Raw genomic sequence first — 13,526 nt, 5'->3', positions numbered from 1 at the left:
GGGGGACGGAGTCGGAGACGAACAGTGGACGATGACTAGAAGAGGGTGAACTTGTCGGCGTGGAACGCCTCGGCCCAGCGCTGGTTGCATTCGACGCCACGTACGCGGGCCAGTCCGCGGAAGGTCTCGGCATCGAACCACGGCTTGTCGGCCTGGCTGGCGAACGCGGTGCGGATGATCTCGACCTTGCGATCGATCGTGGCGTCGTCGACCGGCACGTAGGTCGAGGGGCGACCGAGGTCGCCCTCGAATTTGGGGATCTCGTACTGGAGGACCAGATGATCGCGAAACGAGTGCCAGGTGATCTCGGCGATGGTGGCGTGATCCTGATGGCGGTCGTCGAGTCGATGGGTGAACACGAGATCGGGCGCGAACGCGGTGGTCGCGTGGAGCGCGGCCTTGATCGCCGCCCACTGATCGGGGAAGAACGACTCACGGAACTCGTGGACCTCGAGCGAGTAGTCGACCGCATCGGCGAAGAGCATCTCGGCTGCCGTCGCCTGTTCGCTCCTCCGGATGTCGGTGGCGCTGAAGATCACCGACTTCGCGATGACGGGACGCTCGGCCTGGAGTCGCAGCAGCGTCGCGCCTGCACCGATCTCGACGTCGTCGGCGTGAGCCCCGAGACAGAGCACGCGCAGCGGATCGTCGGTGGGCGCGGGCAGGAGAGAGAGCATGGGGGTCAGACCCATTTCTCCCACGGCGCATCGCCGGCCTGGTGCATCTCGTCGAGGGCCTGGCGGTCCTTGAAGGTGTCCATGCCCATCCAGAAGCCCTCGTGCCGATGGGCCAGGAGCTTGCGCTGGTCCATGAGCCGGCGGAACGGCTCGTAGACCAACTCCTCCCCCGGTTCGATGTGGTCCCACAGGTCCTTGCGGAACACGAAGTAGCCGCCGTTGACCCACACGTCGGCGGCGTCGGCCTCGGCGAAGTCGGTGGCCCGGTTGTCGTCGTCGATCTCGACGACGTGGAAACTCTGGCTCGGGGGGACGCACAAGAAGTTCGCGGCGATGCCGGGGTCGGCCTCCACCTCGGCGATCATCTCGTCGATGGGACAGTCGGAGAGACCGTCGCCGTAGTTGGCGAGGAACATCTCCTCACCGTCGAGATGCTCGCGCACGGCCATGAGCCGCTGCCCGATGTTGGCGTCGAGACCCGTGTCGACGAACGTGATGTTCCACGTGTCGAGGTCGGTGTTGAGCATCTCGACGTCGGACCGACCGGACCCGCTGTTGCCCCGAAGGATGAAGTCGTTCGAGAGCCATTCCTCGTAGTCGAGGAAGTAGCGCTTGATGTAGTCACCTCGATAGCCGAGACAGAGCACGAAGTCGGTGTGGCCGTAGTGCGCGTAGTACCGCATCAGGTGCCACAGGATCGGCCGGGGGCCGACCGGCACCATGGGTTTCGGGATGTTCTCGGAGAACTCGCGCATGCGCATTCCCCGCCCGCCGCAGAACAGCACCACCTTCATGACGATCAGCCCTCGCCCAGCACGGTCAACCCGGGAACGGGACGAACGAACTTCGTACCCCGGGCCTCGAGATGCGCGAGCTGCTTCGTGATCTCGTCGGTGAGGTTCCACGGAAGGATGAAGATGTAGTCGGCCTTCTCGGACTCGAGGATCTCGGGATCGTGGATGGGAATGTGGGTGCCCGGCGTGTAGCGGCCGTGCTTGTAGGGGTTGCGATCGACGGTGAAGTCGATCATGTCGGTGCGAATGCCGATGTAGTTCAGCAGGGTGTTGCCCTTGCCCGGCGCGCCGTAGCCGACGACCCGCTTGCCCTCCCGCTTGGCCTGGATGAGGAACGTGAGCACATCGTGGCGCAGCTTCTCGATACGGGCCGCGAAGTCACGGTAGTAGTCGAGCGTCTCCGTGCCGAGTGCGAGTTCCCTGTCGCGCAGCTCATCCAGCCGATCGGTGGCTTCCAGTGTGTGATCGACATGACAGGCGTAGATGCGGATCGAACCGCCGTGCGTCCACAGCTCCTCGACGTCGTAGACGCGCATGCCGTGGGCGGCGAAGATCCGCTCGGTGGTGACGAGCGAGAAGTACGAGAAGTGCTCGTGGTACACCTGATCGAACTGGTTCTCCTCCACCGTGCGCATGAGATGGGGGAACTCGATCGTGACGGTGCCGTGCGGGGCCAGGATCATCGGCATGCCGCCGACGAAGTCGTTGAGATCGGGGACCTGGGCCATGACGTTCTTGCCGAGCACGAGGTCGGCCATGACTCCCTCGGAGGCGAGTTGGGCCGCGAACTCCTTGCCGAAGAACTCGGTGCGGGTGGGAACGCCGCGCTCCTCTTCGGCCACCTTGGCAACGTTGATCGCGGGTTCGACGCCGAGCACGGGGATCTGCTTCTTCATGAAGTACTGGAGCAGGTAGCCGTCGTTGCTCGCCAGTTCGACGACCATGGAGTTCTCGTCGAGACCGAGCTGCTCGGTCATCTGATCGACATAGTTCGAGCAGTGCTCGAGCCAGGCGTTGGAGTACGACGAGAAGTAGGCGTATTCGCGGAAGATCTCGTCGGGACTGACGAACTCCTGGAGCTGGACGAGGAAGCACTCAGAGCAGACGAATGCGTGGAGCGGGTAGAAGTTCTCACCCTCGAGCAGCTGCTCCTGGGTGAGGAATGTCTCGCATAGGGGGGACTTCCCGAGGTCGATGAACGTCTCGGTGAGTTCGGTGGCGCAGAAGCGGCACGGACCGCCGGTGAGTGATGCCGTCAAGATGACTCCTCTTCAGATGCTGATCAGGTCGGCATCAACGCCGAGTTCTGAAAGCATTCGCCCGATCTCGTCGGTGTAGACCGGATTCACCACCAGCACCGCGTCGGGCTTCACCTCGCGCAACACGTCGGGCGCGACGATCGGATGACCGGTGCCGGTGACGAAGGTGCCCTGCTTTCGCGGGTTGATGTCGACCACCCATTCCACCGCATCGGCTGACGGCACGAGGTTCATCAGGCCCACCGCTCGGGCGCCGCCGCCCCACGCGGCGAGACGCTGTCCGGCGTCGCGTCGACCGGCGAAATCGGCGCCGACGGCTTCGATGCGGTCGGCCAGCGCGTGCACGTCGGTCCGGATCCTCTCGACGACGGCACGATCGATCGGCTCGTCGCGCGGCGCGCCGCCGGTGACCTTCGCTTCGACCGCCGCGAACAGCCCGTCGAACGTCGGCTCGGCGTGGACGTCGGTGAAGCCGGCCCGCACCAGGAGGTGCGCCAGTGTCTCTGGCGTGTAATAGCCACAATGCTCGTACATGAGGTCTTCGAAGGCGCCACGATCGAGTGCCCACGCGAAGTTCGGGACCTCGAGATACACCCCGCCGCCGTCGACGATCCCGCCCCGAATCGTGTCGATGAGCATCATCGGTTCGGGGATGTGCTCGAGCACGTGGCGCGAGGACACGAAGTCGACGTCGTGACCGCGCAGGCTGTCGGCATCGGCGTACTCGTCGAAGATCTGCACATCCGCCTGCGCAACGAGCTCGCTCACCCGATCGGGGTTGTGGCCGGGTTCGAAGCCGATCCCGGTGTTGCCCCCTTCGATGCACAGCCCGGCGAGGAAGCGTCCGTCGCCGGGCCCGATCTCGGCGAGGCGCCGACCGTGAAGGCCGTGGCGTTCGACGAGGCCCTTGGCCAGAGCAGCCTCCCACGCCGCGAACTTCGGCGAGTGGTGCAGGGCGTTGTCGTAGTCCTGCTCATAGGACATGCGCCCGATGTCGAAGGCGGCGTTCCACACATAACCGCAGTGCCCGCACAGCGACAACGACATTTCTGCGGTCTCCGCGCCCCGGGCCGACTCACGACTCGTCCACAACAACCCGACATGCACGGGCATCGCGGGGATCGACATCAACGACTCGGTTTCCGCCGAGCCACACGCGGGACAGTTGGTGACCATTGCCGGTGATCCTAGTGGTCACCGGCAATGGTCACGGGCCCGTCATGCCCGGGCACCGGGGCCTCAGTTGATGGTGACGTTTCCGCCCACACCGGTGCTGCCGGCGGCAACCGACCAGCCTCCGGTGGCCGCCACCGACGCCCCGTCGAGCAGGGTGTTGTTGCGCCACAGGATGCTGGACGAAGAGTTGCCGGGCTTCGCGATGACGGCGTGGTAGGACTCGAACTCCTCGGACAGCGTGTTGTTCTCGAAGGTGAAGAGGCCGACCACGTGCTTGGCCTGCACGCCGGCCGACGATGCCCCGTAGACGGTGCTGTTGCGAATCGTCGGATCGACGACCTCGCCACCGGACATACCGGTGTACTGGATGCCGTCGTTGTGCGCATCGGAACCCGACGGACGCTGCTTGCCATGGACGATCACGTTGTCCACGAGCGGGGCGATGATGTCGCCCTCGTAGGCGAAGAACTGCATGATGTCGCCATCACCCACGTTGGGCTGCCGGTTCACATCCACACCGTCGATGAAGTACGGCCGGGTGACGGTGGCGCCCCCCGACATCTGCACGTGGGCGAAGGTGAACTCGAAGTTGCGGAAGCCCGAGTCGGTGATGCTCTTGCCGTTGCGCAGACCGATCCGTCGAGCACCGGACCCCCGGATGTTCCGGGCCTCGACGTTGCTCGCTTCGATCACGACCTCACCGGGCGAGGTGAAGTTGAAGTCGTAGATCGTGTTCGGCTGGTTCAGGACCGTGTCGGCATCGGCCATGACGATCGGACGACCATCAGCGGCAACCGGCGCCGTCGTGGTGGGAGGTGCCGTCGTTGTCGTCGCTGGCGCGACGGTCGTCGTGGGCGGCGCGGTCGTCGTGGGCGGTGGTGTCACCGTGTTGGTCGAATTGCCCGGTGCGGCCGTCGTGGTCGGGACCGTCGTCGGCTTCGGCTTCGGCACGGGAGTGCCGTCGTCGGCGATCAGGAACTCGCTGATCACGAAGCCGACGACGTCACCACGGCGAGCTACTGCGCTGACGGTGTGGGTCTCGCCGGGCCGGAAGGTCCAGCTGTGGTCGAACCCCTGGTCCGAATCGAACGTGCCGTCGACGGGCAACAGTCCGAAGTAGCGAAGGTTGTAGGGCGGCGTCACGTCGTCGTCGCGGAACAGAACGCCGTCGATGTACCAGGTGACCCGGTCGATCTCCGTGTCGGTCACCTCGAGCCGGATCTCGAACGGGCGGTCGATGACCCCGGTGTTGTTCTCCAACATGCCGGCGGGAGCGCCATTGCGGCTCGTGGACCAGACCAGCGACATCCCGTCGGTGTCGATCAGCTTCACCGACGGCAGGTAGTTGACGGCACTGCTGTTGCTGCCCACTCCTCCGTCACCCTTCCCCGAGCCAACGACCTGCTCGCCGGGGTCGCCCGGGGCCTCGGTCGTCCATGTGTTCATGCCATCGGCGGCGTCCTCGAAGGAGCCCTTGCAGCCGGTGGCCATCAGTGTGAGCACGGCCAGGGCGGCGAGCCATCGCTTCGTCATTATGGAACTCCCGATCGTTGTTGCAGTTTGACGACGAACTCATCGGGAGGAAATCCGTGGGCCTTTAGCACCACTCATGGGTCAAGTGACCCAGGTCCCACACGTCGAAGGCCGATCGGCCCCCGACCCCTCAGTCGACCCAGGGGGTGGCGATGGAGCGGATCTCGGCCTCGACCGGCAGCCGGGCGACCAGGCGGTCGAGATGGGGCAGGTGGTCTCGAGCCGGCACGACGAGACGAACGAGCGACGGTCGGTGTGCCGACACGAGATCGGCAACCGCCGGGATCAGACCCAGATCGACCCCAACCGAACAGACGAGCAACACGGTGCGGTCACCATCGGTGCCGAGCACCGCGGCTGGGGCGTCTTCGAGGAGATTGGCGCGTGGCGGAATCGGTTCGACGAGCATCGGGAGGTCGAGATCGAACACCGCGGGATCGTCGACCACGACATGGCGAAGCCATCGCTCGCGGGCCAGACGGTTCACGGCGTGGGAAGGGGCGCCCGGCGTGCGGTGGGGGCGCACCCGGTCCGCGGTCTCACGAACCGCCTCGGCGGGGTCGCGGCCCGCCCGCAGCAACACACCGGCCTCGCGGTCGAAACGGCCGACGCCGGCCTCGAGCACGGGCCCATCGGGGCCGTGGAGGATCCGGGCGACCTCGAGCCCGGCGAGTTCACCGCGGAGAATGCCGTCCTCGCACACGACCTCGAGTCCGGCATCGACCAAGATCCCCTCGAGCGCGGCGGCATCGTCGGGCCGGGGCAGCGGAACCGGCAATGGCTCGGCGGTGGCGACCGTGAGCGCGTCGCCGTCGGTCTGCCAGACCCGACACTCGGGGGCGAGCATCGCCGCCCGCCGAGCGTGGACTCCACCGTGGTGGTCGACGACCAGTTCGAGCCGGTCGGGCTGGTGGCGATCGGCCCACACGAGGACGCCGCCGAGAACGGCGAGGTCATCGCTCATCGAGACGATCCATGCCTGGTCGCCATCGCGAGCGATCACGCCGAACGGCGCCGCCGTCGGCTCGAGCACCTCAGGATCCAACCCGAAATGCGTTCGGAGGAGTCCCTCGGCTCGTGCTCGTTCGAGCAATGCTCGACGGCTCGCGTCGAGCGCCATGATGGCTCAGTCGTCGGTGGCGGGAGCTTCGGCCGGCGTCTCGGCCTCTGCGACGGGAGCGTCGGCCTCCGGGGCCGGAGCTTCGGTTTCGGCTTCGGCAACCGGCGCCTCGGCCTCGCCGGGGGCGGCCTTGCGGCGGCCGTAGCGCTTCTCGAAGCGCTCGACCCGGCCAGCCGTGTCGACGATCTTCATCTGACCGGTGAAGAACGGGTGGCTCTCGCTGGAGATCTCCACCTTGGCGAGCGGGTACTCGTTGCCGTCCTCCCACGTGGTCGTCTCCGACGTCGACATGGTCGAACGGGTGAGGAACGACTTGTTCGCGGAGACGTCGTGGAACACGACGAAGCGGTACTCGGGGTGGATGTCGGACTTCATAACGGATCCAGTCTGGAGGGCGATTGCCGTGGCGGCAACCTACTCGGCGGCGATCTTCTGAAGGAGCGCCTGGAGGTCGGCGGAGGGTTCGGTCGACGTGTCGTCGCCGACGGTGGCGAGCTCACGGCGAAGCGCCCGGATCTCGTCGAGTTCCTTGCCGTCGCGCAGCGTCTCCTCGTGGACGGTGGCCGACGCTTCGATGGCGATCGCCGGAAACACACGGCGGGCCACCGCGGCGCGATCGAGGCGCAGTTCGAGATTGGCGGCGGGGGCGAGCTCTTCGTAGATCGCCGCATCGGTGGCCGAGTCGGTGTCGACCGTGATGGTCGCGATCATGGTCAGCGAACCGCCGTCCTCGAGCTTGCGACCGGCGCCGAAGAACCGCTTGGCGGGATGCACCGTGGTGGCATCGACCACGACACCGGAACGGTTTCCGGCGGCCTCCTGGGCATAGGCACGGGCCAGTCGGGTGACACCGTCGACGATGACGACGACGCCCTTGCCGGCCTCGACGAGCCGCTTGGCCCGCTCGACCACCATCTCGGCGATGGTCACCTGTTCGTCCGAGGGACGGTCGAACGCGGCGGCGACCACGTCGCCCTTCTCCACCCAGCGGTTCATCTCGGTGATGTCCTCCGGACGCTCGTCGAGCAGGAGGACGAGCAGTTCGAGGTCGGGATGGTTCGTCTCGATCGACCGAATGAGGTGCTGGAGGATCGTGGTCTTGCCGCTGCGGGGCGGACCGGCGAGCAGGGCCCGCTGGCCGCGACCGATCGGCGTCAGCAGGTCGATCACCCGAGCGGTGGGATCGGCCGGCTCCTGCGAACCGGCGAACACGATCATCTCGGTCGGGTACACGGCCGGGAGTGCGTCGAAGTCGCCCCGGTCGAGGGTGGCCGCCGGTTCACCACCGTTGACCGATTGGATCTCGATCATCGCCGGGTTCTTCTCGTTGCGGTTGGCGGGACGCGAGGTGCCCGTCAGGTGGTCGCCCTTCCGGAGGCCGAACTGGCGCACCATCTTGACCGGGACGTACGCGTCGTCCTTCGACGGCAGGGCGCCGTCGACGCGCAGGAAGCCGTAGCCCTCGTTGCGCAGCTCGAGGTGGCCGGCGACCGGGATGGGCTCGCCGTCCCATTGCTCGTTGTTCTGACCGTCCCCACGCTCTCGGGTCTCGCGATCGCGATTGTTCTCGCGCTCGCGGCCACGACGGCGACGCTTGCGTCCACCGGACTCGCCGTCGTCGTCGGTGTCGTCACCACTGCCGCCGGAACCGCTGCTGCCGGTCTGCTCGGAACCGCTGCTGCCGGAATCACTCTTGTCGGACCGTGCACGGCCGTTGGTGCCGCGACCGTCGCCGTTCTTGTCGGTATCGCCCTCGGTCGTGTCGGCATCGGTGTCGCTCGAACCCGACTCGTCCGCGCTCGCCTCGCTCGAACCGGTCTCGGTCGTCTCGCTCTCCGTCGCCGCCTCGTCGGTGGTGGCCGTACTACCGTCGCCGCCGGCGGCGAGATCGAGAATCAGGTCGATGATCTCACCCTTCCTCGCACGGGACGCGGGCTTCTTGCCGAGCGTGGTGGCGATCAGCGTGAGTTCTTCGCGGTCCTTGCGTTGCAAGGTGGACCGGCGCATTTCCGCGGTTTCCACGGACGAGCTCCTCGTGTTGGGAGAGTTGGAGGGACTGTCGCGTCACGGAGCGGGACCAGGGTTGACACCCGATCAGGCCGCGCCCCGACACTGACTGGGCGACTGCGGTCAGGCTACGGACAACAATCCCCGTCAGCAACCAATCCCGGGTGCGCAGCGAAGGCTCATCGCCGCACGCCGTCGACATAGTCCTCGACCGCGGCCAGGTCGTTGGACAACACCTCGAAACGCTCGTCACGGGAGAAGAGGCCGTCGAGTCTGCCCGGCAACGACGGCCGCACGCCGGTGGCCTGCTCGACGGCATCGGGGAACTTGGCCGGATGGGCGGTCGACAGGGTCACCACCGTCTCACCGGGCCGACGTAGTCGCCTCGCCGCACCGACGCCGACGGCGGTGTGCGGATCGATCAGCAGACCGTGCTCACGATGGACGTCGGCGATGACCGCCAGGGTCTCCTCGTCGTCGAGTCGGGCGCCGGCGAACTCGTCGCACAGCCGCTCGTGCTGCGCAGGCGACAGCGCCGCACGGCCGGTGGCCCGGAACGTGGCGAGGAGCTCGGCCGTCGCCGGACCGTTGCCGTCGTGGAGTTCGACCAGAAGGCGCTCGAGGTTCGAGGAGATCTGGATGTCCATGCTCGGCGACAGCGTCGGCACGACCTCCTCGGCGACCATCTCACCGGTGTCGATGAGACGGGTGAGGATGTCGTTGCGATTGCTGGCCACGATGAAGCGCTCCACGGGCAGCCCCATCGCCGCGGCGACGTGGCCGGCGAACACGTTGCCGAAATTGCCGGTGGGTACCGAGAACGTGGTGGGCGTCGAACGACTACCGAGCTGTTGCGCGGCCCAGACGTAGTAGACGATCTGCGCCATCACCCGCGCCCAGTTGATCGAGTTCACCGCGGACAGCCGGTTGCGGGCCCGGAACGGCTCGTCGGCGAACATGGCCTTGACGAGATCCTGGCAGTCGTCGAAGGTCCCCTCGATGGCGACCGCGTGCACGTTCTTCGCGCCGAGGGTCGTCATCTGGCGGCGCTGCACGTCGCTGGTGCGACCGTGGGGGAAGAGCACCACGATGTCCACGCGGTCGCTGTCACGGACCGACTCCATCGCCGCCGACCCGGTGTCGCCCGACGTTGCCCCGACGATCATCACCCGCTCGTCGCGCCGCGTGAGTTCGTAGTCGAAGAGGCGGCCGACGAGCTGGAGGGCGATGTCCTTGAACGCGAGCGTGGGACCGTGGAACAGCTCGAGGAGGTGATGTCCTTCCTCGAGCTCGATCATGGGGACGACGTCGGGGTGATCGAACGTCGAGTACGCCGCACCCACCATCTCGGCGAAGTCGTCGGCGGGAATCGAGCCGGCGACGAACGGCGCCATCACCGCCGCCGCGAGCGACGCATACCCGGAGAGGGACCGGTCCTCGGGCGCGGCATCGGTGAGCGACGGCCACGTCGCGGGAAGGTAGAGGCCACCGTCGGGCGCGAGACCGGTCAGCAACACGTCGGCGAACGGCAGGGCCGCCGCCCTCCCCCGCGAGCTGTGATACTCCAGCACGATCAGCTCTCGCCGCCGATGACCCGGATGACCGAGTTGATGTCGGTGACGATGTCGAGGCTGCGGAGTTCGGCCAGCGTCGCCTGCACCTCGGCTTCGAGGGAGACGTGGGTGATGAAGATCAGCACGGCCTCGTCGTCGAGTCCGTGTTGCTCCATCGACCGGATGGAGACGCCGTGGCGCCCGAACACGTCGGTGACCTTCGCCAGCACGCCCGGTCGATCGACGACGGCCACCCGCAGATAGAACGCCGATGACGACTCGGCGATCGGGCGCACCGTGGTGGGGACCAGAGCGCCGATGCGGGCACTGGTGCCACGGACACGATTGACGGCGGCGTCGATGACGTCGCCGAGTACGGCACTGGCCGTCGGGGCGCCGCCCGCACCGCGCCCGTAGAACATGAGGTCGCCGACCGCTTCGCCCTCCACGAAGATCGCGTTGAAGCTGTCGCGTACCGAGGCCAGCGGGTGATCGAGCGGCACGAGGGCGGGATGCACACGCACGGAGATGCGAAGGTCGCGGTCGCTCGTCTCGCCCTCGACGACCGCGATCGCCTTGATGGCGTAGCCGAGTCGCTCGGCCACCTCGATGTCGGCGGGGGTGACCGAGGAGATCCCCTCGTGGTGGACTTCGTCGTGCGCCACGACGGCCCCGTAGACGATGGTGGCGATGATCGCGGCCTTGGCGCCCGCGTCGTAGCCCTCGACATCGGCCGTGGGGTCCTCCTCGGCGTAACCGAGCGCCTGGGCCTCGGCCAGCGCTTCCTCGTAGGACGCACCGGCCTCGGTCATGCGGGTCAGGATGTAGTTCGTCGTGCCGTTGATGATGCCCATCACCCGGGTGACGGGCTCGCCGATCAACGACTCGCGCAGCGGCCGCATCAGGGGGATGCCACCGGCGACCGCGGCCTCGAACAGAAGATCGACGCCCGCGGCGTCGGCGACCGCGTACAGCTCGGCGCCGTGAGCCGCGAGGAGGGCCTTGTTGCCGGTGACGACCGGCTTGCCCAGCTCGAGGGCTCGGCCGATGAGTTCACGGGCCGGGTCGATGCCGCCGATGAGCTCGACGATCACATCGACGTCGGCGGCCTCGACAACCGCTCGGGCGTCGGTGGTGAACGCCTCGATCGGCACGGCGACGTCGCGTGCCTTGGACAGGTCACGCACGGCGATGCGGGTGATCTCCAACCGCACGCCCGTGCGGGCGACGATCGCCTCCCGCTGGTCTTCGAGCAGTCGGGCCAGCGCACTGCCCACGGTGCCGCACCCCAGGAGCCCGAGCTTCACGGTTGTCGTGTCCACGGGCGCCGAGCGTATCCGCCAAACCCGACGAGGGGCGGTGGGTTCCCCGTTCGTGATGTCTTCTTGCGTATCAATGCATTCCAATGCATTCTGTCAATCGTGAGCACCACACCGTCCGAGACACACGACGCTGGCCACCACCGCCATCCGTCGCGACGCCGCGCCCGTTCCGGCGGCCACGGCCTCGCCCTCGTCTCCGAAACAGCCGTGGACGAGTGCAGCAGGGTGTCGGTGGCAGATCTCCTGGCCGCGAACGGACCACTGCCCGAGGCCGAGGCCCGCGGCGTCGGCGCCTGGCTGGCGGCGTCGCTCGCCGCGCTGCACGCCGTCGATGTCGTCCACGGTCGCGTCACGTCGGATGCCATCCGGTTCTCCCCCGACGGCGAGCCGACGCTCACGGGAATCGGTCGGTCCGATGCTCCCAGCCCGGCATCGCCCCGCGTGGAGGGCGAGACCGCCGATGTGATCGCAACCGTCATCGTCGCCGTCGAATGCGCGACCGGCGTCGTCATCGACGGCGCCGCCCGCTGGACCAGCGACGACCTCGTGGTGCTCGGATGCCCGCCGGCGCTGGCGATCGACGTCGCCGCGATCCTGCGCGACAGACCGCACGCCGCCCGGGCGGCCGGGATCCTGCAACGCCACGACGATCGACTCCCGCTGTCGCTCGGGCGAGGGGTCGCCGACGGTCGGCGGGCACCGACGGTGGCCATCCCCTCGGTTGCGATCGCCGGCCTCAGCCCGGTGGGCGACGACCACCCGGGCCCACACCTGTCGACGGCGCCCCGGCCCGAGCGGCGCGGTTGGCGGCGCTGGGCATCAGCAGGGCGCGGGTGAACGCGATGCGGTCCCGCCACCCGAGCACCTGCCACGACGCCACGGCCTGTCGCCGAAACCGTCCGTCCCGACGGGCGTAGGCCTCGAGGCGGCGGCGGTCCACGGCGCTGATCTCGTGGTCGTCGGCCCATCGCTCGACCGCCGTACGCGTGTGGCCCAGGGGGCGGGTGGCCCGCAGCCCCAGGGCGAGGGGGGCCGCACAACCCCAGCGCTCGGCCGTGGCGATCACCCGGTCGACATGGACCGAGGGACGGGCGGCGAGCATCGCGAGGTCCCGGACGTTGCCGAGCCGGGGGGCCACGTCACCCAGGGCGACGTGAATCGCGCCGTGCAGCAGATGGAGTTCGGCCGACAGGGTGTGGACGACGCGACCCGCGAGGATCAGTTCGACCGGATCGGTGAAGAGGTCGTCGAGTCGGATCAGATGTCCGTACGGACCCGGCGCCAGGGTCCGGTGCAGGTCGAGTTCGGTGTTGCCGTGCCAGCCGAGCGTGACCGACTTGGCGAAGCGGCGATCGAACGAGGCCGAGATGGGCGGCACCGGCCGAGTGGCCCCGGCGCCGGCGAGGACGGCCACCGCCGCGTCGACATCGGTGTTCGCCACGAGGATGTCGTTGTCGCCGAACACGCGGGCCGCCGGGTCCGGATACACCATGTGGGCGAGGGCGGCGCCCTTGAGCACACGCCCGTCGATACCGGCGGCGGCCAGCGCCTCGCTGGCCTGCAGCAAGACGTCCTCGAGCAGGAGCACCTCACCCATGGCCTTCTCGTGGCGAGCCGCGACGAGGTCGCGGTCGTCGGCGTCGACCGTCAGCGCCTCGTCGCCGATCGCCATTGCCAGCGTCCCGATGAGCTTGTGCCGGTCGATGTCGCCGAGCAGGTCGCCGAGCGGGGTGGGCGGCGATGCGAGCACCGAGGGCGCGCCGGGCAGGCCGAATCCGGCGAGCGCGGTCAGCCAGTCCGTGTCGTTCATCCCACCTGCTCCACGACACCCCGCTCGACGAGGTCGTCGATCACCGGGGCGAGGTCGGCGGCGACGGTCCCGACTTCGGCGTCGTGCATCTGAGCCAGGGCCGAACACACATCGTCGAAGGACGACGGCTCCTCGAGCGCGGTCCACAGGGCCCCGCCGGTACCGGCCAGCTTCGTCACCTCGTCGGCCCCCGGTGGACGGATCAGCACTCCGTCGAGTGTCGAGCGCCACAACACCTCGGCGCGCCGCAGGATCCGTCCTTCGGGCGACGGCAT

The 13,526-nt window shown here is 67.9% G+C and carries 12 protein-coding genes and 1 pseudogene; 1 reads left to right on the top strand and 12 read right to left on the bottom strand.

Annotation, left to right across the window (positions count from 1 at the left end; all coding sequences use genetic code 11):
* Positions 1–35 precede the first annotated feature (35 nt).
* The 10 genes and pseudogenes from RIB98_09590 to RIB98_09545 all read right to left on the bottom strand — a co-directional run bounded on the left by RIB98_09590 (position 36) and on the right by RIB98_09545 (position 11,441).
* On the bottom strand, positions 36–677 hold the full coding sequence (locus RIB98_09590) for a PIG-L family deacetylase (protein ID MEQ8841222.1): 642 nt from the start codon (positions 675–677) through the stop codon (positions 36–38).
* 5 nt (positions 678–682) lie between these two features.
* Complete coding sequence (locus RIB98_09585; GenBank protein MEQ8841221.1) at positions 683–1,471, bottom strand: sugar phosphate nucleotidyltransferase; 789 nt, start codon at positions 1,469–1,471, stop codon at positions 683–685.
* A 5-nt stretch (positions 1,472–1,476) separates the two neighbouring features.
* A complete protein-coding gene (locus tag RIB98_09580) occupies positions 1,477–2,730 on the bottom strand; it encodes a class I SAM-dependent methyltransferase (protein ID MEQ8841220.1) in 1,254 nt (417 codons plus the stop codon).
* 12 nt (positions 2,731–2,742) lie between these two features.
* Positions 2,743–3,906 (bottom strand): class I SAM-dependent methyltransferase, encoded by a 1,164-nt coding sequence (locus tag RIB98_09575; protein ID MEQ8841219.1) that lies wholly within the window; start codon positions 3,904–3,906, stop codon positions 2,743–2,745.
* 63 nt (positions 3,907–3,969) lie between these two features.
* On the bottom strand, positions 3,970–5,439 hold the full coding sequence (locus RIB98_09570) for a hypothetical protein (GenBank protein MEQ8841218.1): 1,470 nt from the start codon (positions 5,437–5,439) through the stop codon (positions 3,970–3,972).
* A gap of 130 nt (positions 5,440–5,569) precedes the next feature.
* A complete protein-coding gene (locus tag RIB98_09565) occupies positions 5,570–6,559 on the bottom strand; it encodes a hypothetical protein (GenBank protein ID MEQ8841217.1) in 990 nt (329 codons plus the stop codon).
* A gap of 132 nt (positions 6,560–6,691) precedes the next feature.
* Positions 6,692–6,934, bottom strand: a pseudogene (locus RIB98_09560) (type B 50S ribosomal protein L31).
* 39 nt (positions 6,935–6,973) lie between these two features.
* A complete protein-coding gene (gene rho, locus RIB98_09555) occupies positions 6,974–8,581 on the bottom strand; it encodes a transcription termination factor Rho (GenBank protein ID MEQ8841216.1) in 1,608 nt (535 codons plus the stop codon).
* Between the two features lie 164 nt (positions 8,582–8,745).
* The gene (gene thrC / locus RIB98_09550; protein ID MEQ8841215.1) at positions 8,746–10,137 is read right to left on the bottom strand and encodes a threonine synthase; all 1,392 of its coding nucleotides are present in this window, start codon (positions 10,135–10,137) and stop codon (positions 8,746–8,748) included.
* A 2-nt stretch (positions 10,138–10,139) separates the two neighbouring features.
* Complete coding sequence (locus RIB98_09545; protein ID MEQ8841214.1) at positions 10,140–11,441, bottom strand: homoserine dehydrogenase; 1,302 nt, start codon at positions 11,439–11,441, stop codon at positions 10,140–10,142.
* A gap of 99 nt (positions 11,442–11,540) precedes the next feature.
* Here RIB98_09545 and RIB98_09540 point away from each other — a divergent pair, with 99 nt between their 5' ends.
* A complete protein-coding gene (locus RIB98_09540; protein ID MEQ8841213.1) occupies positions 11,541–12,278 on the top strand; it encodes a hypothetical protein in 738 nt (245 codons plus the stop codon).
* Here RIB98_09540 and RIB98_09535 read toward each other — a convergent pair.
* Together RIB98_09535 and RIB98_09530 are read right to left on the bottom strand one after the other, a co-directional pair.
* On the bottom strand, positions 12,178–13,251 hold the full coding sequence (locus RIB98_09535) for a nucleotidyltransferase family protein (GenBank protein ID MEQ8841212.1): 1,074 nt from the start codon (positions 13,249–13,251) through the stop codon (positions 12,178–12,180). The two genes, RIB98_09540 and RIB98_09535, sit on opposite strands and share 101 nt — an antisense overlap.
* Positions 13,248–13,526: a PqqD family protein gene (locus RIB98_09530; GenBank protein ID MEQ8841211.1), complete on the bottom strand. Its 279-nt coding sequence runs from the start codon at positions 13,524–13,526 to the stop codon at positions 13,248–13,250. The genes RIB98_09535 and RIB98_09530 overlap by 4 nt, the downstream gene beginning before the upstream one ends.

The organism is Acidimicrobiales bacterium (genome assembly GCA_040219515.1).
In the GTDB taxonomy this organism is placed as follows: domain Bacteria; phylum Actinomycetota; class Acidimicrobiia; order Acidimicrobiales; family Aldehydirespiratoraceae; genus JAJRXC01.
Note: the sequence above shows the minus strand (reverse complement) of the source record. Positions and strands in the feature narration are given on the sequence as shown.